The organism is Streptomyces sp. ActVer (assembly GCF_027270795.1).
Lineage (GTDB): Bacteria > Actinomycetota > Actinomycetes > Streptomycetales > Streptomycetaceae > Streptomyces > Streptomyces umbrinus_A.
In genome coordinates this window covers 1-19,625 of sequence record NZ_JAPWHT010000088.1, presented here as the reverse complement: position 1 = coordinate 19,625, position 19,625 = coordinate 1, and the positions used below count along the sequence as shown (strand labels likewise).

15 protein-coding genes are annotated in these 19,625 nt (G+C 66.5%); 10 read left to right on the top strand and 5 right to left on the bottom strand.

Features of this window, described 5'->3' with window-relative positions; genetic code table 11:
* Positions 1–7 precede the first annotated feature (7 nt).
* From O3Q52_RS16785 to O3Q52_RS16765, 5 genes are all read left to right on the top strand, one after another.
* Positions 8–169 carry a hypothetical protein gene (locus tag O3Q52_RS16785; protein WP_269649584.1) on the top strand — a complete coding sequence of 54 codons (162 nt, stop codon included), beginning with the start codon at positions 8–10 and terminating at the stop codon, positions 167–169.
* Positions 170–271: 102 nt separating this feature from the next.
* Positions 272–544: a phosphopantetheine-binding protein gene (locus O3Q52_RS16780; RefSeq protein WP_055612428.1), complete on the top strand. Its 273-nt coding sequence runs from the start codon at positions 272–274 to the stop codon at positions 542–544.
* Positions 534–2,519 (top strand): radical SAM protein, encoded by a 1,986-nt coding sequence (locus O3Q52_RS16775; RefSeq protein ID WP_269649583.1) that lies wholly within the window; start codon positions 534–536, stop codon positions 2,517–2,519. Before O3Q52_RS16780 ends, O3Q52_RS16775 begins: the two co-directional genes overlap by 11 nt.
* A gap of 21 nt (positions 2,520–2,540) precedes the next feature.
* Entirely contained in the window at positions 2,541–2,969 is a 429-nt protein-coding gene (locus O3Q52_RS16770) for a hypothetical protein (RefSeq protein ID WP_269649591.1), read from the top strand.
* Positions 2,906–4,129: an aminotransferase class I/II-fold pyridoxal phosphate-dependent enzyme gene (locus tag O3Q52_RS16765; protein ID WP_269649582.1), complete on the top strand. Its 1,224-nt coding sequence runs from the start codon at positions 2,906–2,908 to the stop codon at positions 4,127–4,129. Before O3Q52_RS16770 ends, O3Q52_RS16765 begins: the two co-directional genes overlap by 64 nt.
* A 58-nt stretch (positions 4,130–4,187) precedes the next feature.
* Here O3Q52_RS16765 and O3Q52_RS16760 read toward each other — a convergent pair whose 3' ends face one another.
* Positions 4,188–4,352 (bottom strand): hypothetical protein, encoded by a 165-nt coding sequence (locus tag O3Q52_RS16760; RefSeq protein WP_269649581.1) that lies wholly within the window; start codon positions 4,350–4,352, stop codon positions 4,188–4,190.
* Positions 4,353–4,396: 44 nt separating this feature from the next.
* Between O3Q52_RS16760 and O3Q52_RS54390 the strand changes: the two genes are divergently transcribed.
* Positions 4,397–4,699, top strand: coding sequence for a hypothetical protein (locus O3Q52_RS54390; protein WP_369124166.1), 303 nt, complete (start codon positions 4,397–4,399; stop codon positions 4,697–4,699).
* 127 nt (positions 4,700–4,826) lie between these two features.
* Here O3Q52_RS54390 and O3Q52_RS16755 read toward each other — a convergent pair whose 3' ends face one another.
* Positions 4,827–5,927, bottom strand: a complete 1,101-nt coding sequence (locus tag O3Q52_RS16755) for a transposase (protein WP_269649590.1) — start codon at positions 5,925–5,927, stop codon at positions 4,827–4,829.
* A gap of 754 nt (positions 5,928–6,681) precedes the next feature.
* Between O3Q52_RS16755 and O3Q52_RS16750 the strand changes: the two genes are divergently transcribed.
* Positions 6,682–7,365, top strand: a complete 684-nt coding sequence (locus O3Q52_RS16750; protein WP_269649580.1) for an LmbU family transcriptional regulator — start codon at positions 6,682–6,684, stop codon at positions 7,363–7,365.
* 121 nt (positions 7,366–7,486) lie between these two features.
* Here the strand turns inward: O3Q52_RS16750 and O3Q52_RS16745 are convergent, their stop codons facing one another.
* On the bottom strand, positions 7,487–8,131 hold the full coding sequence (locus tag O3Q52_RS16745; RefSeq protein ID WP_269649579.1) for an FMN-binding negative transcriptional regulator: 645 nt from the start codon (positions 8,129–8,131) through the stop codon (positions 7,487–7,489).
* Between the two features lie 679 nt (positions 8,132–8,810).
* On the opposite strand from O3Q52_RS16745, the gene O3Q52_RS16740 reads away from it, so the two are divergent.
* Positions 8,811–10,010 carry a serine hydrolase gene (locus tag O3Q52_RS16740; RefSeq protein WP_269649578.1) on the top strand — a complete coding sequence of 400 codons (1,200 nt, stop codon included), beginning with the start codon at positions 8,811–8,813 and terminating at the stop codon, positions 10,008–10,010.
* A 692-nt stretch (positions 10,011–10,702) separates the two neighbouring features.
* Here the strand turns inward: O3Q52_RS16740 and O3Q52_RS16735 are convergent.
* Entirely contained in the window at positions 10,703–11,440 is a 738-nt protein-coding gene (locus tag O3Q52_RS16735) for a class I SAM-dependent methyltransferase (RefSeq protein ID WP_269649577.1), read from the bottom strand.
* A 523-nt stretch (positions 11,441–11,963) separates the two neighbouring features.
* Here O3Q52_RS16735 and O3Q52_RS16730 point away from each other — a divergent pair.
* A complete protein-coding gene (locus O3Q52_RS16730) occupies positions 11,964–12,194 on the top strand; it encodes a hypothetical protein (protein WP_269649576.1) in 231 nt (76 codons plus the stop codon).
* Between the two features lie 417 nt (positions 12,195–12,611).
* On the opposite strand, the gene O3Q52_RS16725 is transcribed toward O3Q52_RS16730, so the two are convergent.
* Entirely contained in the window at positions 12,612–13,004 is a 393-nt protein-coding gene (locus tag O3Q52_RS16725; protein WP_269649575.1) for a hypothetical protein, read from the bottom strand.
* A 483-nt stretch (positions 13,005–13,487) separates the two neighbouring features.
* Here O3Q52_RS16725 and O3Q52_RS16720 point away from each other — a divergent pair.
* The coding region (locus O3Q52_RS16720; protein ID WP_332112917.1) for an amino acid adenylation domain-containing protein at positions 13,488–19,625 on the top strand (6,138 nt) is incomplete at its 3' end.

The following is a 19,625-nucleotide window of genomic DNA, read 5'->3' as shown; positions in this document are numbered from 1 at the left end:
CTTGGCCATGCGAGGTACGCCAACCCTCCTGGTCCTCGACCACGACCACCCCGGCCGGCGGCCGGAAGCCGACATCGGCGACCTGGGCCTGGACGGATTCGATCGCCGCTACCTGCTCAGTCACCTGTTGCCCGGCGAGACGAGGTGCTCGCCGATGCACGCGAGCTGACCAGGCGCTGCGGGCCGACCGCCCGCGGTGCCGTGGTGATGCCATCTCCTCGGGTTTTTGTCGAAGGTGCGGACAAAACGCTAGCGCAGACAGGGGTTTGAAATGGAAGGCGACTTCGAGACGGAGACAGAACGTCGGCTCGCGATGATCTGGGCCGATGTCCTCAAGCTTGACAAGGTCGGGCGCGACCAGGATTTCTTCGGCCTCGGTGGGGACTCGCTGCTGGCCACCAAGGTGGTGCTGGAGGCCCGCCGCGTTTGGAGCATCGATTTCACGGTGCGCGTTCTGATCGACGCTCCGGTCCTCGCCGACCTGGCCGAACGCATAGACCAGTGGGCACAGGATTCAGGGCGGGAGGTCCAGAATGCTCATTAAGAACATCCCGATAAGGACCGGGAACAGCAATCAAGAGCGCAAGAAGGTTGTGCTTGTCGAGATTCCCACCTACGAGAACATCCTGCCGCTTGCGTCTGGATACATCCAGGCGTGCGCGCAGGAGGACGTCGAGGTGGGGGCGGCTCATACCTTCGAAATAGTCTCCTACCCGGTGACCGACGACCGCCACAAGCTGCTGGAGGAACTGGCCGGGAAGTACGCGCAGATTTACACGTTCAGCTGTTACATCTGGAACATGAAGCTGGTCAGCTGGCTGCTGAAGGAGCTGCGGGAGCGCCAGCCGCACGCCCATTACCTGCTGGGCGGGCCGCAGGTGATGAATCACGCCGCGACCTACCTGGCGGATGCGCCGGAGAACGTCTATGTGTGCAACGGGGAGGGGGAGAGGACGTCAGTAGAGCTGCTCAGGCAGCTCAGTACGCCAACACCTGATCTGCACCAGGTTCCCGGTCTCAGCTTTTGGTCCGGCGGCGAACTCGTCACCACGGAAGCCGCCCCGCGGATCAGCAATCTCATGGAGATTCCTTCCCCCTTCCTCACGGGCGTCTTCGACGGCCAGGAGTTCAGCATGGGGATCTTGGAGACGAACCGTGGGTGCCCCTTCCGCTGTACCTTCTGCTACTGGGGCGCGGCCACCAACTCGAAGGTGATCAAGTTCGAGGAGGAGCGGATCAGGGCCGAGCTCGACTGGATCGCTGACAACGGGCTCTCCGGGATCTTCATCGCCGACGCGAACTGGGGGCAGTCACCTCGTGACGTGGCGATGACCGAGCACATCGTGGCGCGCAAAAAGGAAGTCGGCTACCCGCTGGTCGTGTATATGGCTGCCACCAAGAACCGGCCGGAGCGCATGGCGCAGATAACCGAGATTTTCGTGCGCGGTGATCTCATGGTGACTCAGCCCATCTCGCTTCAGACGCTGAATCCTGAGTCGCTCAAGCTGGTGGACCGGGCCAACATCCGCGAAGAGACCTTCGTTGAGCTGCAGCGTACGCTCAGGGAAAAGCAGATCAGTTCCTATGTGGAACTGATCTGGCCCCTTCCGGGGGAGACCTTCGAATCGTTCAAGGACGGGTTGACGAAGCTGGCGCGATCCTACGCCGACACCGTCATCGTCTATCCGCAGCTTCTCCTGCACAACACACCCATGTACAACCAGGTGGAACTCTACGGCCTGACGACGGAGTCCGTGCCGAGCGACGTGTCCGAGGCCGAGGTCGTGGTCGCCACGAACTGGGTGTCAAAGGAGGAATGCCGCGAGGCGTACTGGCTGTACAACGCAATGCACACCACCTACAACATGCGTGGCCTGTTCCTGCTCTCCGGGTATCTCGACGCGGCCGGCATCATCTCCTACGGCGATTTGTTCGCCGGCGTCTCGCGCTACTTCCAACAGCGGACTGATTCCGAGGTGCTCCAGCTCATCACCGAGTCGTTGGCCAACCTGACCAACTATGACGTGCTCCTCAGCGGAAAAATCGGGCACATGATCCTCAGCACCCATCGTGAGGAATTCGACAAGGTGCTGGCCGACTACGTCACATCCCAGGAGTGGTGGTCGGACCCGATGGCCCGGCAGGCGTTCGAGATGGACCTCATCGCACGGCCGTACATCTACCGCGAAGCGGTGAGTGTGCCGGACTACGAGTTCACGGAGATCACCGTGCACGGCCTGGGCGATGCCGAGACCTTCATCGTGGAGGTCTCCGCGGAGCTGGCTCGGCTGCTGACGGAGCGCGAGATGCTCGAAGCCGACGCGCAGGGAGACGCCGAGTCCGGACGGGTCATGGTGCGCGTCAACCATCATGCGCGGCAGAAGATGCCCTACATGCCGCAGCGGAGCCTTGAGCACAATGCCAACTACTGCCACGGCACCGTACTGCGCTTCCGTGAGATCTTGCCCTTCGTCGAGGTCCACTCCCCCCATGCCGTGCAGGCTCCGGCCGCTGATTGACCGTCCCCCGGGCCGACCGGCCTGATGTACGCCTGCGAGTTGAGGCCGGCGGACGTTGACGTGGTGGTCGAGCAACTCGTGCAGTGGACGGGCGAGTTGCGGGCCGGCGGGATGCACTCCCACACCCTGGAGGTGCTGGACCGGCGCCAAGTCCTGGATCGCTTCCTGGCGGCCGGCGAACTGGCGCCGGTGGGCCACTTCTTCTGGCTTCTGCCCGCACGCGCTCGACGGCGGGAGCTTCGCCGTATTCGATCGCGCGGCGGAGGTCCTCTGCGCCATAGCCGCTTCGTTCGCCGTCCGTCGCCAGTGACAGGAAAGGATGCCGCCACGTGGAGCTGTCCCGATCCGGAACCAAAATGGCCAGTTTGTCAGGGCTTCGGCTCATCATGGATGACATCGCCGCCACCACTGGCTCCGCCACTGGAAAGGAGTGGCTCAACCTCGGGATAGGAAATCCGGCGGCCATACCCGAGGTCATGGACACCTGGCAGCGGATGACCGGCGAGGCCCTGGCCGCCTCCTTCGGGGATGTCAGCTGCCGGTACGGACCATCTCGCGGGCTGCCAGAACTCGTTGACAAGATCGCCGACTACTTCAACGGGCGCTACGGCTGGGCTGTGGGGCCGCGCAACATCGTGGTGGGTCCCGGCAGCCAAATGCTCTGCTTCATCGCCGCGGCGCTTTTCACCGGGCCGGGCGCGACCAGCGACACCAGGCTGGTCCTGCCGATGACCCCGGACTACACCGGCTACCAGGGCCTTTCCCTGACGCCGGACGGAATCACGGGAGTTGAGCCCCTCCTGCGGCTCCAGGGTGAGCGATCCTTCCACTACCTGTTCGATCTGCTCGCCCTTGAGGGGCTGTCGGACGTCGGGCTCATGTTGCTGTCCAGCCCGAGCAACCCAGCCGGCCGCTGCGCGTCGCCTGACGAAATCCAGCGGCTCATCTCAGTTGCCAAAGGCCACGACGTACCGCTCGTCGTCGACAACGCCTACGGTGCTCCGTTCCCCGGCATCGGCGGACTGTCCATGGCGCCGGTGCGGGACGAACGCGTCATCAATGTCTTCTCCGTCTCGAAGGCCGGACTTCCGGGGGAGCGCCTGGGCTTCGCCATCGCCGATGAGCAGTACATCGATCCGATCGTGTCGTTCCTGTCCAACTCGGCGCTGCACGCCCCCCAGCTGGTCCAGTCGGCGCTGGCCCACGCGCTGCAGTCCGACGTCCTCGACATGCTTGTCGCATCGGTCATCGGCCCCTTCTACGCCGAGCGCAGGAAGTTCGTCGAGTCGCTACTGGCGGGGGCACTGCCGGAGGACATCGCTTGGCACCTGCACGCCGCCGAAGGGGGCATGTTCTGCTGGGTCTGGGTGGACGAGGAGTGGTTCGACGACCTGCGCCTGTACGAGACGCTCAAGGGCAGGGGCGTTTTCGTCGTACCAGGAAGGCACTTCTTCACCGACGCCGAGCACAGCCAGAGCCTCGGACGCCACCCCCAGCAGTGTTTCCGCATCAGTATCACCCCCGACCCGGACACCATCGTCGCCGGCGTCGAGGTGATCGCGGCAGCGCTGAGCGATATGCGCGCCGGAAGCATCCGGAGACTCCGATAGCCGTTGCAGGCAAGGAGAATGCCCATCTCGATGTGCCGTGAGTCCGACTTTCATATGCTCAGGTGATGACGCTCATCGACCAGTACTGCACCTGGACGTCGAGCGTGAACTCCGGGAATGGCACATCGCGTCCGCCCGATATCGGTGGCGCCGGCGAGAGCAGGAGTTGTGCGAGCGGCATCGTCACGACGAGGTGCCGACCGAGCAGACCCGGAAGATCCACATGAATCCGGTCGGACCTACGGCTCGCTGCGCGTGCACGCCGTCATGAAACACGAGGGCCTGGCGGTGGGCCGCAAGGGCGTTGGACGGCTGATGGGCGAGAACTTGACGGGTGGCCTCACCCCCCGCCGCAGGGGCTTCGCCTGCGGCGATCCCGGACGCGTTCTCCCGCCGGGCGGCCCCATTGCGGCGATCTTCCAGTGGGGTTGGTTCGCCCATGTTGTGGGGTGGGCTGTCGCCTGGCCCGCATGGCCTTCGGCTCCGCGTTCTTCACCGTCCTCGGTGATTCGCGTGGTGGCTGGCGAAGTGACTTCGGCCACTGCTGCCCGACATGCCTGTCGAAGGTGAGGAGCTGTCGCGTCGACTGGCGGTCGCGCGGCGTACAAACGCGCGTACAGCCTCTGATGCGCGCAGTGGGGCCGGTCCGATCCCGGAACCGGCCCCCACGACCGGGAGGAAGTCGCGCGCCGCGTTGCTACGGCACTTGCTGTGCCGTGTTGCGCGACGACACAGAGGTGAGCCCGCGCAGGCACCGGAAGGTGTACGCGGCGGAGACCAGAGCCATGTGGTGGTACCACCCGGGGAACGAGCGTCCCTCGAAATCCAGCAGCCCGAAGTCCTGTTCCATGGAACCGACCACGGCCGCCGTCCCCCCGTGCAGCGCGGCGATCGAGCCGACCTCCGCGACGGTGTGGTGGGCGAGGCTGGTGAGCCATAGTGGGGCCGGGGCGCGGTTGGGGCGCACTTCGGTGAAGAGCCGGTAGAGAGGGCCGGGGGAGCGCCCGAGGGAGCCGGCCGGCAGTCGAACGAGTGACGTCTGTACGGGTGTGATGTGCTGCTGTCCGTCCGGCAGGGGAACGACAGCCGTCTCCGGGCTCTGCGTGAGGATCAGGGTCCTTGCGCTCACTGGTGACGGGGCGCCCTCGCCGGCGGGCACTACCGCCAAGTGAGGTGGCACAGCGATGACGAAGTCGCGGCGGCGCTTGGCGAGTCCGTGCAGCAGGTACCCCACGTCGGGTTCGTCGCTCATGTCGACGAGGACGACCGAGGACGTGGAGTTCGTGCGCGCCGACAGCCGGTCGACGAGTCGGAGCGTGTGCGACCAAAGCGGCCGGTGCTGCTCGGAGTCCGGTATTCGCGCCTCCTTGCACCGCTGTGAGTCCCGCGTCCAGGTCGTCGGCAAGTACAGGCACCAGTCGACGGGAACCTGAGCGGTGCCCACGCACAGGAAAGAGCCCAGTCCCAGCTGGCAGTTGAGCGTACGGCCCGAGGACAGGTCGAAGTAGCGGTGGACTCCCACCGAACGGTCACCGCGCTTGGGCAGGACAGCCCGGCCGATGGACCAGACAGGATCAGGCCGATGGTCCGCCACCCAGTGAGTGAGCTCCTCCATGACCTCGTCGAAGTTCCACGGGCTGAGACTGACGAACTGTCGCAGTGATTGCACGGCGGACGGGTCGTCGGAGACCGCGGTGGCGAGTCGGCGCACGGACTTCTTGCCGGACGTGACGAGCAGCCCTTTCAGATAGGCGTGTGCCCAGTTGCGTTGATCGGCTCGCCGTAAGCTTTTGAAGATCGTTCTGCAGTAGTGGTCCAGCGTTAATTCGAAACCGTTGGCGTAAGTCGCATCTCGCGAGGTCGATGATCTCTCCGACTGCACCGTATTCATGCCGCAATAACTCCCCCGGCGTTACTGAGCGTTGGCGGGAGTCTAGTGCGCGCTCCAGTGCGGCGCCACGCTCTGAGGTTGGCTGATTTGTCTTGGCGTCTCCAATGGCACATCGGCGCCGGGCGTGAAGCCACGCGAGGATGGCTGGATTCCGCCCACACCTTCTCGGGTGGCTACTTGCCGCTGTCATGGTCCGCACGGATGGGGTGTTGTCATCGCAAGGCTCCGACCTGCAAGGATGCGAGACGCGTATGTCTTGGCGGGGGCATTGAGGTTGGCGCTCGGGGCGGTGCGTGATCTGGTGCGGCGTCTGACCTAGATGCCATGGGCGCTGCGTGCGTACTCCAAATCACGCCATTCAGTGGATTGGGCCGCTAAGATTTCGTTAAACGCTCGAACTCTGCAAAGTAGTGTTCGATTGAGCCAAGATTCTTGAACTTGGCATCGTTGTCGGGATCTACTCGGTGCGCGGCGGTTGGTCATCTCGATCTCAACGCGGAACCGTGCAATGCCCGGTTCTTTGAGGTTGCCCGTAGCTATCTGCGGGTGGTGGTCACCGCTCGGTTCGTAAGTGCAAATAACGGGGGTGAGCGCTTTCTGTGTTCGATAGAGAGCCACCGCGAACCCGCCCGGTTTATACGCGCGTTGCCACGGAGGCGTGATGGCGAATCAGGTCGACGACTACAGAGACTCCAAGGCGCTCATATTCGGCAAGACCACAGAGGCCGTGCCGAAAGCGCGAAGAGCCGGCGGGGCGGAACCGCGGTGCGATCAGGTACTCACCACGAAGGTGGGGCTGCACATACCCGTAGGACTCGCTTTCGAGGACTGGGAACGCGCCGGGCGTCAGCTCTCCGGGCTGCTCAACTCGTCCTCCTGGTGGCTCGGGGACTGGCTCATCTACGGCAAGGACCAATACGCCGACCGCTATGAACGCGGAATCCGTGCGGCTGGTCTCCAGTACCAGACGCTGCGCAACTACGCTTGGGTTTCCCGGCGGTTCGAACTGCACAGGCGGCGGCCCGCGCTCAGCTTCCAGCACCATGCCGAGCTGGCGTCGCTCCCCGTCGAAGAGCAGGAAGCCTGGCTCGATCGTGCCGAACGGATGAAGTGGAACACCAAGCAACTGCGCAACGCCATCAGGGCCGAGCGCGCGGGCACCTCGCAGCAGACGAGTGCCGTGGCGGCGACGCGCCGGCTCGCCGTGCCCGACAACCGGCTCCAGTGGTGGCACAAGGCAGCGGCCCATGCCGGCACTGAGCTGGGGGAGTGGGTAACGGCCACGCTTGACGCCGCCGCCAGCCAGTTACTGAACGAGGCCGAGCGGCACTTGCCCCTTGAGTGACCTGTCACCGGCCTGTACGACGGTGGTCCCGTTGGAGGCAGACGGAGGTGTCTGTCCGGCGCGGTGAGGGTTGCGGGGTCCGTACACCAAGGGATGCGGACCCCGCGTCACGGGAAAGCCGTCATGACAGGCGGTTCATGAGATCCGCTGTCTGCGCGTGGCGGGTGCATCCGCGCCCGGCAAACGACTGCACCACCCGCTCGCGAATCTCGGGGCGCTGCTCTTGGCTGAGCTTGAACATTCCCTCGGCCCTGGTCACTCGGACACGGAAAGCGCCCACGCCAGGCACTATCTTGCGGAAATAGCCGATGGATTCGCTCATGTCCCAGCTGTCGCCGAATTCCTTCTCGAACGCCTGCACCGTCGCCTGCACGACGCCCAGCGTCTCCTCCGTCGACTCGATCTTTTCGACGACTCCGTGTACGTGCACCGAGGTGAAATTCCAGGTCGGGGCGGCCGGAGTAATGTCATAGACAGTAGGCGAGACATAGGCGTGCGGACCGGTGAATGTCAGGAGGATGGCCGACCCGGTGTTCAGTGCCGCCCAATGCGGATTGGCTCGGTTCATGTGACCGAGCAAGGGCACGTCGGCCAAGTTCCCGGCGGGTAGTCCCTCCCACTGAGGGTCGGTGATGACCGGAAGGTGGGTGGCGAACGGTCCGTCAGTGGGAGTTCCGTTGCTTGCCATCAGCGCCAGAGGGTTCCCGCGCATCAGATCGACCATCCATGAAACGTCCGGTTCCCGGTAGTCGCTGGGGACGAACATACAGCACTCACCTTTCATGGTGTGACGAGAGCGGGGACTTTGCGGCGTCGAGGCCATGAGGCGCTGCGAGAATGCGGAGAATAGTCGACGAAACCGTCGGGCTGTCCTGTCGACGAGACAATCGGGCTCTCCATCATGGCCCGCTGTTGTCTCCGGGGCAATGAAGGCGGGAACTGCTACCTGCAGAAAGCTTGATGGATACGGAAAGAGAGCCGATGGCCGCATGGACTGAAATTCGTGGCGAGTGTCTGCGTGGTAGCAGGGGTAACTGCAAAAGATCCCCGGTCGGCCTGGGGGATCTTCCTGGAAAACGAGCAGGTGGTCGACTCGTGTCCGCCGAACTGGCATCCTCGGCGATCACGGCTGAGGCGTGAGTCACCTGCTTCCCCTGCGGTTTGCCGTTCGCTGGCGTGATATCGCGACTCCAGCGTCCTCGTGCTCGAGGTGGAGCGACTGCTTCTGTGGCCGGCGGTCCGCCGACGTGGGCCACACAGCAGGGCATTGGAAGCAGAGTCCATACATCGGTACGGGTGTTGCGGGCCAATGCCCCTGTCGCAAGTCCTGTTGGAGCAACGATCGCGGGAGCAGACGCGACGGATCCTGGGGATGCGGCAGGGGCGCAACCACCGCCGACGACACCACATGAATACGGCATACAGACGATTCCCAGGAGCGCGGAATGACGATACGGAAGAGAACAAGGGCCGGCGTGGCCGGTCTTGCGGCGGGTGCGATGGCGGTCACCGCTTTCACCACCGGTCCCGGCCAGGCGTCGCGGGACACGGTCTCCGCGGCGGTCCATCACCAAGCGACACAGCGCGCGATGGACGCGGCCGTGAAGGGTGGTGTCCCCGGCATCACCGCCCAAGCCCGGGATGCCAGCGGGGTCTGGAAGTCGGCATCGGGTGTGAGCAATCTGAAAACAGGTGTGCCGCGAGGCAAGAACGACCGGTTCCGCGTCGGCAATATCACCAATACATTCGTGGCAACCGTCCTCCTTCAGATGGAGGCGGAGAAGAGACTCAGTCTCGACGACACGGTGGAGCGCCGTCTGCCCGGCTTGGTGACGGGCAACGACAATGACGGCCGCAAGATCACCGTGCGGCAGCTTCTGAACCACACCAGCGGCCTGTTCGACTACCTGGCCGACAAGGAGTACAGCGAGACGTACATGGAGGGCGACGGCTACCTCCAGAACCGGTACGACACTCTGACGCCCGAGAGGCGCTTGCGGGTGGCCCTCTCCCACAAGCCGTTGTTCGATCCCGGTGCCAGGCACTCATTTTCCAGTACCAATGACATCCTGGCCGCGCTGATCGTCGAGAAGATCGGCGGCAGATCGTACGAGGACGAGGTGCACGACCGCATCATCGAACCCCTGGGGCTCAAGGCGACGTCCAACCCCGGGAACAGCATTCGCCTGCCCCGGCCGAGCAGCCGCGGCTATTCCAAGCTCTTCACGTCGCAGCCGGATCGGATCGACGACGTGACTGAGATGAACGGGTCACAGGGCTGGGGGAGCGGCGACATCATCTCCAGCGCGGGCGATCTGAACCGGTTCTACGGCGCCCTGATGCGCGGGAAACTGCTGCCGCCGCGGCAGCTGAAGGCGATGAAGACGACCATCGACAATCCCGATTTCCCTGGCGCGTCCTACGGGCTCGGCATCGAGCGGTTCGAACTGAGCTGCGGCACGACCCTGTGGTACCACGACGGAGGCATGATCGGCTGGCTGACATTGGCCGCCACCACTGAGGACGGCCGTCACCAATTCGCGTTCGACTACAACGCCAACTGGGGAGCGGAGACCATCCTCCCCATTGTGAACGCCGAGTACTGCGCCCAGGCTCCCCAACGCTCGGCCCGGACCCACCCTTGATCGGGGTCCTTCCGCCCGACCGGAGCAGGTGAGCGCTCAGAAGCGTTGTCCGCCGATGGTGTCCTGCCCTCGCCAGGGTGCGGGACCGCCGCTCGTGACCGACCGGGGCCTTACGACACCTACGCCAAGGCCCACGCATGCTCGCTGCAACGTTTATGTCCTGCGCGAGGTGTAGGCCGTCGTTGACCACCACGAGCGGTCCGGCGGTACCGGCGAATGGTGCTGGGCGGCGCAGGCCGTCGACGCCCTGCGCACAACGAAACACCTGATCGATGTCTTGCTCACGACGAACCCTGGAGGGCGTCGATCCGGAGAAGACGACCGCGGTCAAGCACGCCTTGCGGCTTGTCGCCTGACGTGGCCTCAACGTATGCGCCGGGCAGAGCCGGCAACCTGGACAAAGACCAAACGCGCTGGCTTGTCGGTTGCCGGCCCAACACGGCGATCGCCCGGGTTCACCATCGACGCGCGGGTCCGGTTGATGGCAACGCAGCCGAGCGTGACCCCTGGATGATCCAGATTCGGCAGAGGATCCCGGGCTGCCTGCGCACTCGGACCGGAGCCGAGCAGTTCACCGCTGTCCGCCCCTACCGGGCCATCACCGCCAATAACGGCATCGGCTGCCTCGAATGGCACAGCAGCCGCAGCCACCACACATGAACTGATCTCAGGAGGGCTCCCGCCTGGAGGAGTCAGCTCACCTTGGGCGCAGAGTCCAGCCGCACCGCAACGGACAGATAGCTCGATGCGAAGGAGAAGTAGCGAAACTTGACGTCGAAGGCGTCGACGAACTCCATGAAGGCGCGGTACTCGTGCTGGCGCCATCCGGGGTAGTTGAGGAATTCGTCGAACACGATTATCGACCCCGCCCGCATCCGTGAGGCAAGTCCGAAGAGCACCGTGCGGGCGCTGGAGTACAGGTCCGAGTCAATGTGCAGGAGAGCAACGGGAGCATCGGTGCCGGCCAGGTACTTCGGCACCGTGTCCTCGAAAAGGCCCACGTGCAGCTTTGAATTGGACGGAAGGCGAGTCGGCAGCTTCCCCTGCGTGCTGTACGTGCCGGTCGGGCTGTCGTGGGTCCAGTTCTCGGGCAACCCCTTGAACGAGTCGAACCCGTGCACAGTAAGCTCCTTGAACTCGTCGCAGAGGATGGCCAAGGTCTGCCCTTCCATAACACCGAACTCGAGCACGTCGCCGTCCATCGCCACCGAGCAGCAGGCATGGCGAAGGAGGTTCTCCCGGCCTCCGAGATTCTGTGCCGACGCGAAGTTCTCTTCGAGGAAGCGGGCGGCTTCCACTACTGACACGATCTTCGCCATTCGCGCGTAGTCAGTCAGCAGGCTTGTGATGTCCGTGCCGCGAAGGTCTGGTAGCAGGCCACTAAGCTCTGGTAGCACTGGCGACAGACCTTTGGCCACGTCGTTGTCCATGTCACTCCTCGACTCGATTCACTGAATGAGACGGTACAGATGACCGTTCCGTGTGACAATGGCGAGCAAGCAGTGGTTCGTATTCAAAAGAAATCTCCAACTTGTCTGTCCCGCCGGCTGGACGGGCCCAATCGCACTCGGTGCCATTAACTTGACGGTGAACGCCCCTCTGTAGCGCTTGATTGCGATATCCGCCGCCCTAAGATTCAGCCACCAGCTCGCTACCGAGATTGAAATGCCGCCTTACGGCTGGGTGAGGTTGATACCGGCCTCGGGGATGATTGTGTTCAGCATGCGGGGCGGTATTGAATGCGTTTGAGTTGGCCTTTGATGACCAGGGTGAGCTGCTGGTTGAGGCCGTCGACGTGCTGGGACTGATCATCGGCGTTGTCGTCGTGGCCGCGTCGGCACACGACAACACCGCCGGCACGGCTCTGCCCGACCAGGCGGCCGAGCGGTGCGGGAACCTCTTGGAGAAGGCCCTGGTGGACCAGGAGTGCCAGGACGAGGTGATCTTCGCTGCGTGCTGCTGGACATCACCGTCAAGGTCGTCCGCCGCAACCCGGACGACCAAGGCAAGGGCTTCGTCCCACAGTCCGAGCGATGCGTGGTCGGGCAGGTCAACGGCACGTTGAGGCTGCACCGGCACCTGGCCCGCGAATACGACCGCCGGCCCGACAGCTCTGCCTCACGCGTCTACTGGGCCTCCACCGCGAACATGGCCCGCCGCCTCATCACGCCCGCACCGGCCTGACGTGCCTCTCTCCAGGCCGGCGCGTGAACATCACCGAACTGATCAAAGCTCTCCAGACCCGTCACGACGAGGTCATCGCCCGCGCCGGCGAACTGCGCGATCCGGGACGCGCCAGATCCACCCGGGACGGCCACCGCCGACCAGGCCATCCTGAATGCCTCCAATCAGCACCCCGGCCGGGCATCCCGGCTCCGCGAACCACACGAACTCCTCGGCGAGCCCACCGGCGACCCGGGCCTGAACGTCACCCGCAGTCGCCTCGGACGCCTCACCCGCCAAGGCTTGCTCACCCGACCCGGACGAGGCATCTACCAGAAACTGACTCAACCCCTCCCTCTGACTGGATCTTGGGAACCCGCCTTCTCGCGGTAGGTAGGCGCATGAAGCTCACGGCCTGCCCGGGCGCTGGCCGGACCATCAGGACGCGCAGGCCTTGGTGATCTGTCCGGTCGCGCTCATGACCGGTGAGAGGTCGGGGGTCTTGTCGTCGTTGTCCACGGCCTCCTGCACGTTGTCCAAGGCTTCCTCCATGTCGTCGACGGCTTCGAGTACGTCCTTGTCGTCGTGCTTGTCGCGGAGGTCGTCGAGATCTTCTCTGACCCTCTCGATCGACTGGTCGGCATTCTCCGGATACAGGGCCGCGTCCTTTACGGCTTCTCCGAGAATGCCGACGCTCTCAGCCAGCGCATCAGCTGCCCGTACACAATCCACCGCATCATCCGGGTCACATCCAACAAGACCGAGCATCGCTGGGGCGCTGATCAGAGCGGCGCTGATGACGATGAAGACGCGGCGGCGACGTACGACCATGAGAGGTTCCTCCCTGATGCGGTGGATGAACGCACGCGTATCCCTGGGCTCTCGCACTCCTGGGAACGCCAGCCACCGCCCCCATGGTTGCCTGCGTCTTCCCAACTCCGCTACATCGGCCAGGACTTGGCCGGTTCTCACGTGATCACGCCCGGCGCCAAAGGGAACGCTGGCGCCCTGGTGCTGGAATGCCGGCACGTCCCCCGCCCATCGACCCCTTTGAAGGTGTGTCTGCCACGTTCCGCTGCGAGAACTGCGAAGGGTCTTGGCCCCACTCTGAGTTCCGGGGCGTAGCCGGGGAGCCGGAAGACCGTCTTCCAGTCGCGTTCGTCGATGAATGCTCGTATGGCAGGGCCGATGCGGCCGACAGGAGGGCTTGCAACTCGGCAGCGCCGAAGACCTTCTTGCCGTTCTTGTGGCCTCGGTAGATGATCACCGGCCGCTGTTCGAAAGCCTTCGACCTCCACGGTCGCCCGATGCCCGATGCCCGATGCCCGATGCCCGATGCCCGATGCCCGATCGGGCGACGGACCCGTGCGACGCGGTGCCAAAAGCCGGACGACGCGGACGCCCGGACAGAGGACGACCGCCGCCGGCGCGAGGACGTGGCGGCGTGCTGGTTCGCGATCGCGTATGTTGTCCTGCCGCCAGGACACCACAACACGCCACTATGGCCGGGAAGGTGAGGCTCGTTCCACGGGAACCGCGTGCGGTGGCGGCGTACGCCGTCTGGTGGGTCCACGCCTGACTGTCCGGCGCCGTCTTTACACTTGCGATGCCCATTGCCGGCCCTTCCGCCGCCACGGGCGCTCACCCCTGGACACCCGACACTTCCGGTCCGTTAACTTCTCTCGGAGAGCAGCCGTTCACCGCTCTCGCCGGGGCGGGGTGGGAGCAGGCCTGACACAGCCGCGCATCCCCCGTGCCGACGCCGTCAAGGACAGCACGGCACACTTCATCTGGGGGATGGTCCCATTGCGCTCGTTTGGCGTTTCCGCTGCGCAGGAAAGCGTGTGGCTGGCACAGAAGTTGACTCCGGACGTGCCGAACAATGTGGGCTCACGCTGGCTCATCGACGGCCCGGTCGACGAGGAGGCCCTGTTCGCCGCACTTCGGGCGGTCCACGGCGAGTACGCCGCCGCGCAGGTCAACTTCCGGCAGGTGGACGAGGAGCTGCGGCAGGTGGTGCGGGAAGACGCCGGGGCCACCTGGCGACCCCTCGCCCTGGACGTCAGCGCCGAGGCCGATCCGGAGGCGGCGGCCCGGGCCCTCGCGGCCGAGATCGAGTGGCGGCCGTTCGACCTGGAGCACGACGAGTTGTTCCGGGCGGGCGTCATCAAGCTGTCCGACTCCCGGCGTGTGCTGTTTCTGACCGCCCATCACCTGGTGATGGACGGCTACACGGGGTTCCGGCTGTTGCCGCGGCGCGTCGCCGAGTGCTACACGGCGCTCGCCTCCGGCACCCCGGTCCGGGAGTCCGTCGTCGGCGGGCCCGACCTGATCCGCGAAGAGGACGTGCGCTACCGCAATTCGCCGCAGTTCGAGCGGGACTCCCGGTTCTGGCGCGACTACCTCACCCAGGCCCCCGCACCGCTGCGGCTGCGCGGCAAGAGCGGTGCCTCGGTGCCGTCCGTCACGCACTACTGCGCGACAGTGCCTCGCGCGGAGGCCGACGCATGGCTGGAGACCGCGGACGCCTGCCGTGTGCCGCTGGCGACGCTGCTGACCGCGGCGGCCGGTGTGTGCTTCCGGAACCTCGGCGGGCACCAGGAGTTCACCATCTCGACGTCGGCGTCGGATCGCACGTACACCACCAGGAACACCTTCGGATCGCAGACGAGTGTCGTCCCGCTGCGCATGGACGTGCCGTTGTCCTCCACCTTCCGGGAGCTGACCGGCGCGATGCTCGAGGAGATGAAGGAGGTGCACCGGCACGGCGCGCGCCAACTCGCCGACATCCGGCGCGAACTGCGCCGCGACGAGGCGGCCGCGGGTCCGGGCTCGGCGGTCAGTCGGTGCGGCGCCACGGTGAACGTCGCTTCCTTCATCCAGGAGCTGACCTTCGCGGGCACCAAGGCGCATCTGCTGCCCGGCTCGCCCGTGGGCGCCGTAGACGACCTGTACGTCGCCCTGCACTTCGACGGGCGGCCCACCAGCGACCTGTACCTGCGCATCGACGCGAACGGCACGCTGTACAGCACCGACGACCTTCGCCGGCTGTGGACCCACCTCGTCGCGTTCCTGCGCGCCGTGCTCGCCGAGCCCGACATGCCGGTGGGCCGGATCGACGTCCTCACGCCTGAGCAACGGCAGTTGGTCCTCCACGACGTCCAAGACACGGTGGTGCCCCGCGCCGAGCTGACGATCCCCGGTCTGTTCGCGAGGCAGGTGGCACGCACCCCGGACGCCGTCGCAGTGCTGTGCGGGCCCGAGTCCCTGACGTATCGGGAACTCGACGCGCGTGCCACACGGCTCGCGCGCGAGCTGGTGGCGCGCGGGGCGGGCCCGGAGACGCTGGTAGGGCTCGCGCTGCCGCACTCGACCCGGCTCGTGGTGGGGATGCTCGGCATCCTCAAGTCCGGCGCGGGCCTTCTGCCTGTCGGTCCGGCCTGCTCCAGCGGCCGCCTGGAACAGATCCTGTTCCAGGCGCGGCCGCTGCTGCTCCTGACCGACGCCGACACGGTGGACGCACTGCCCACCACGGACGTGCCGTGTCTGTACGCCGACGAGCTCGACCTCGACGGGCCGGGCGACCCGGAACCAGTTGCCGTGCCGCTCCGGCCCGACCACATCGCATACGTCCTGTACACCTCAGGATCGACGGGTGTGCCGAAGGGCGCGACGATGACGCATGCCGCCGCGGTCAACGGCATGACGGGGATGACCGAGACGGCGGGCCTCCGCACGGGCACCCGCATGCTGGTCGGCACGTCTGTCGACTTCGACGTGTCCGTCATCGAGATCCTCACGACGCTCGGCGCGGGCGGCACCCTCCTCGTTGTGCGCGATGCCCTGGACAAGGGGGAGCATGCCGAGCCGGCGGCCACCGCGCTGAGCGCCGTGCCGTCGGTGTCGGAGGAGCTCGCCGACCGCCTGGTGAGGGCCGAGAGCGTGGAGACGGTGTTGTTCGCCGGACGGCCGCTGCCCATGCCGCTGATACGGCGCCTGCGCGAGGCGCTCCCGGACGCGCGGATCGTCGACGGCTACCGATCCATCGAGAGCGTCTTCGTCACCGCCAACTCCCTGGAGGCCGACGCCGACCGGGACGCCACCGGGGGCACCATGCCGCTCGGCAGTCCGCTCGGCAGTCCGCTCGGCAGTCCGCTCGGTAGTCCGCTGGGCAACGTGCGCACCTACGTCCTCGGCCCTGGCCTGATGCCGGTTCCGCCCGGTGTGGTGGGCGAGTTGTACATCGGCGGGCTCATCGGGCGCGGCTACTACGGTCTCGGAGCGCTCACCGCGGAGCGGTTTGTGGCCGACCCCTACGGTGCCCCTGGCGCGCGCATGTACCGCAGCGGCGACCTGGCCCGCTGGAACGACGACGGCCTCCTTGAGCAGGTGGGCCGTGACGACATGCAGATCAAGGTCCGCGGCTTCCGCATCGAGCCCGGTGAGGTCGAGGCCGCCCTGACCGCACACCCCGGCGTCGCCCAGGCGGCGGTGGTGGCGCGCGAGGTGGCCGGCCGGTCGGGCAGGCAGTTGGTGGCCTACGTGGTGCCGGAGCCGGGCTTGGAGCCGGGGGCCGACGGCGCGGGCGGCGGCCCGGACACCGCCGCGCTGCGCGAGTATCTGGCCCGCCACCTGCCCGAATACATGGTGCCCTCCACCGTTGTGGCTCTCGCGCAGCTCCCAATTGCCCCGAACGGCAAGTTCGACCACAAGGCTCTGCCCGAGCCGGACTCCGGCGGTGCCGCCTACCGGGCGCCGCACACACCGGCCGAAGACGCGTTGTGCGGTCTGTTCGCCGAGGTCCTGGATCTCGACCGGATCGGCGTCGACGACAACTTCTTCACGCTCGGCGGCCACTTGCTCCTGGCCACCCGCCTGGTCGGCCGCATCCGCACGACGCTGGACGCCGAGATCAGGATCCATACGCTCTACGCCGCGCCGACGGTCGCGGAGCTCGCCGCTTCCCTGCCCGACCCGGACCTGCCGCGATCGCACCCCCGGCTGCCGTCCGCCGACGAGCAGTCCGCCACCGTGCCGCTGTCGTTCGCACAGCGCCGTATGTGGTTCATCGACCGGTTCGAGGGCCCGTCGGCGTTGTACAACGCCCCCATCCCGCTGCGTCTTTCGGGCGCGCTCGACGCGGCCGCCCTGGAACGGGCCATAGGTGACGTGGTGGCGCGACACGAGAGCCTGCGCACGCTGATCGGCGAGGACGGCGCGGGCGTGCCGTTCCAGCAAGTGCTGCCGGTCGACTGTGCCCCCGTCGAGCTGCCGGTGGTGGAGGTCCCGGCGGACGCGGTCACCGACGTGCTGGAGCGGGCCGGTACACGCCCCTTCGACCTGACCGCGGAGCTCCCCGTCCGCGCGACGCTGTTCCGCTGCGGCCCCGAGGAGCACGTGCTCCTGCTGCTCATCCACCACATCGCGAGCGACGGCCTGTCCCAGGCGCCACTGTCCCGCGACCTGGCCACAGCCTACGCGGCGCGCCTCGTCGGCCGGTCCCCGGACTGGGCGGAACTCCCCATCCAGTACGCGGACTACACGCTGTGGCAGCACGAGCTGCTCGGCGACGAGGACGACCCGAACAGCCTTCAGTCGGCTCAGGTGGACTACTGGCGCAAGGAGCTCACCGGCGTTCCGCAGCCCCTCGTCCTGCCCACCGACCGGCCGCGCGCGCCGCGGGCCGGACACCGCGGCGCCGACGTGGAGTTCGCCCTCGACCGGGACGTGATGGCCGCCGTCGAAGACCTGGCGAGTGCCCACGGGGCGACGCCGGCGATGGTGCTCCAGGCTGCGCTCGCCGTGCTCCTGCACGGACTCGGCGGCGGCGATGACCTCACCATCGGCTCACCCATCGCGGGCCGCACCGACGAGCAACTGGCCGACCTCGTCGGGTTCTTCGTCAACACCTGGGTGCTGCGCGCCGACCTGTCCGGCAATCCCACCTTCACCGAGCTCCTGAAACAGACGCGGGACAAGGCCCTCGCGGCCTACGACCACCAGGACGTGCCTTTCGAGCGCCTGGTGGAAGCCCTCAACCCCGAGCGGTCCACGGCCTACTCACCGCTGTTCCAGGTCATGTTCGCCTGGCAGACCTTCAACCTCACGGGCTTCGCGCTGTCGGGGCTCGACGTGCGCTTCGAGTGGCCGCCGGTCACGACCGCGAAGTTCGACCTGTTCTTCAACCTCATCGACCTGCCGGGGCAGGGCGCGATCGGGCACCTCGAATACGCCACCGACCTGTTCGACGCCGACACGGCGCGGACACTGGCCGGTCGCTACACCCGCCTGGTGCGGCACCTCTGCGCCGACCCGTCCCGGCGCGCCGGCGCGGTCGAGTTGCTGGACGTGCACGAACAGGAGCTGGTCATCGGGCGCTTCAACGACACGGCAGCACCCGTCCCGGACCTGACCGTGCCCGCCCTCTTCGAGCGGCGGGCCGCGCAATGCCCGCAGTCCGTCGCCGTCGTCAGCGGCGACACCTCGTACACGTACCGCGAACTCGACACTGCGGCGGACCGGCTCGCGCGGGAGCTGGTGCGGCGCGGCGTCGGCCCGGAGACTCTGGTCGGGCTCGCCCTGCCACGCTCGGCCGAGCTGGTCGTGGGCCTGCTCGGCATTCTCAAGGCGGGCGGCGCCTATCTGCCGGTCGACCCGCGCTACCCGAGTGCGCGGCTCGACTTCGTCCTGGCCGATGCCCGGCCGCATCTGCTCCTGACGGACGCGGAGGCCGCGGCCATCCTGCCGGACTCCGGCGTCCCCCGGCTCTTCCTCGACGACGTGCCCGACGACTCCGACGGCATGCCGACACCGGTCTCCGCGACGCTCCGTCCGGACAATGTCGCGTACGTCATGTACACCTCGGGGTCGACGGGGACGCCGAAGGGCGCCGCCGTCACGCACGCCACCGTCGTCAACGGCGTCATGCGGCTCGCCGCCGCAGTGGGCGTCCACGAGCACACCCGCATGCTGGCGGGCACATCGGTCAACTTCGACGTGTCCGTCTTCGAGATCCTCACGACGCTCTTCGCGGGCGGCACCCTCGATGTCGTCCGGGACGTCCTCAGGCTCGGCGAGGGCGACGGCTGGCGCGGCGGTGTCATCAGCACCGTGCCCTCCGTCTTCGCCGAACTTCTTGACGAGATCGCCGCGACGACCTCCGTGGAGACGCTGGTGTTCGCGGGCGAGGCCCTGCCCGCCGCGCTGGTACGGCGCGCCCGCGCGGCCTTCCCCGGTGTCAGGGTCGTCAACGCGTACGGCCAGACGGAGTCCTTCTACGCGACCCTCTTCACCGCCGACGGCGCCACGGACACCGGCGGTACGCCCCTGGGAGGTCCGATCGGCAACATGCGCGCCTACGTCCTCGGCTCCGGGCTCGCGTCCGTCCCGGTCGGAGTGGTGGGTGAGCTGTACGTTGCCGGACACATCGCGCGCGGCTACCGCCACCACCCG

Bases quoted from the DNA above. Each gene is read 5' to 3' on its own strand.
- O3Q52_RS16725 (WP_269649575.1), bottom strand. From the start codon at position 13,004: ATGGTCGTACGTCGCCGCCGCGTCTTCATCGTCATCAGCGCCGCTCTG.
- O3Q52_RS16750 (WP_269649580.1), top strand. From the start codon at position 6,682: ATGGCGAATCAGGTCGACGACTACAGAGACTCCAAGGCGCTCATATTC.
- O3Q52_RS16780 (WP_055612428.1), top strand. From the start codon at position 272: ATGGAAGGCGACTTCGAGACGGAGACAGAACGTCGGCTCGCGATGATC.
- O3Q52_RS16775 (WP_269649583.1), top strand. From the start codon at position 534: ATGCTCATTAAGAACATCCCGATAAGGACCGGGAACAGCAATCAAGAG.
- O3Q52_RS16745 (WP_269649579.1), bottom strand. From the start codon at position 8,131: ATGTTCGTCCCCAGCGACTACCGGGAACCGGACGTTTCATGGATGGTC.
- O3Q52_RS16740 (WP_269649578.1), top strand. From the start codon at position 8,811: ATGACGATACGGAAGAGAACAAGGGCCGGCGTGGCCGGTCTTGCGGCG.
- O3Q52_RS16765 (WP_269649582.1), top strand. From the start codon at position 2,906: ATGGATGACATCGCCGCCACCACTGGCTCCGCCACTGGAAAGGAGTGG.
- O3Q52_RS16785 (WP_269649584.1), top strand. From the start codon at position 8: ATGCGAGGTACGCCAACCCTCCTGGTCCTCGACCACGACCACCCCGGC.
- O3Q52_RS54390 (WP_369124166.1), top strand. From the start codon at position 4,397: ATGAAACACGAGGGCCTGGCGGTGGGCCGCAAGGGCGTTGGACGGCTG.
- O3Q52_RS16735 (WP_269649577.1), bottom strand. From the start codon at position 11,440: ATGGACAACGACGTGGCCAAAGGTCTGTCGCCAGTGCTACCAGAGCTT.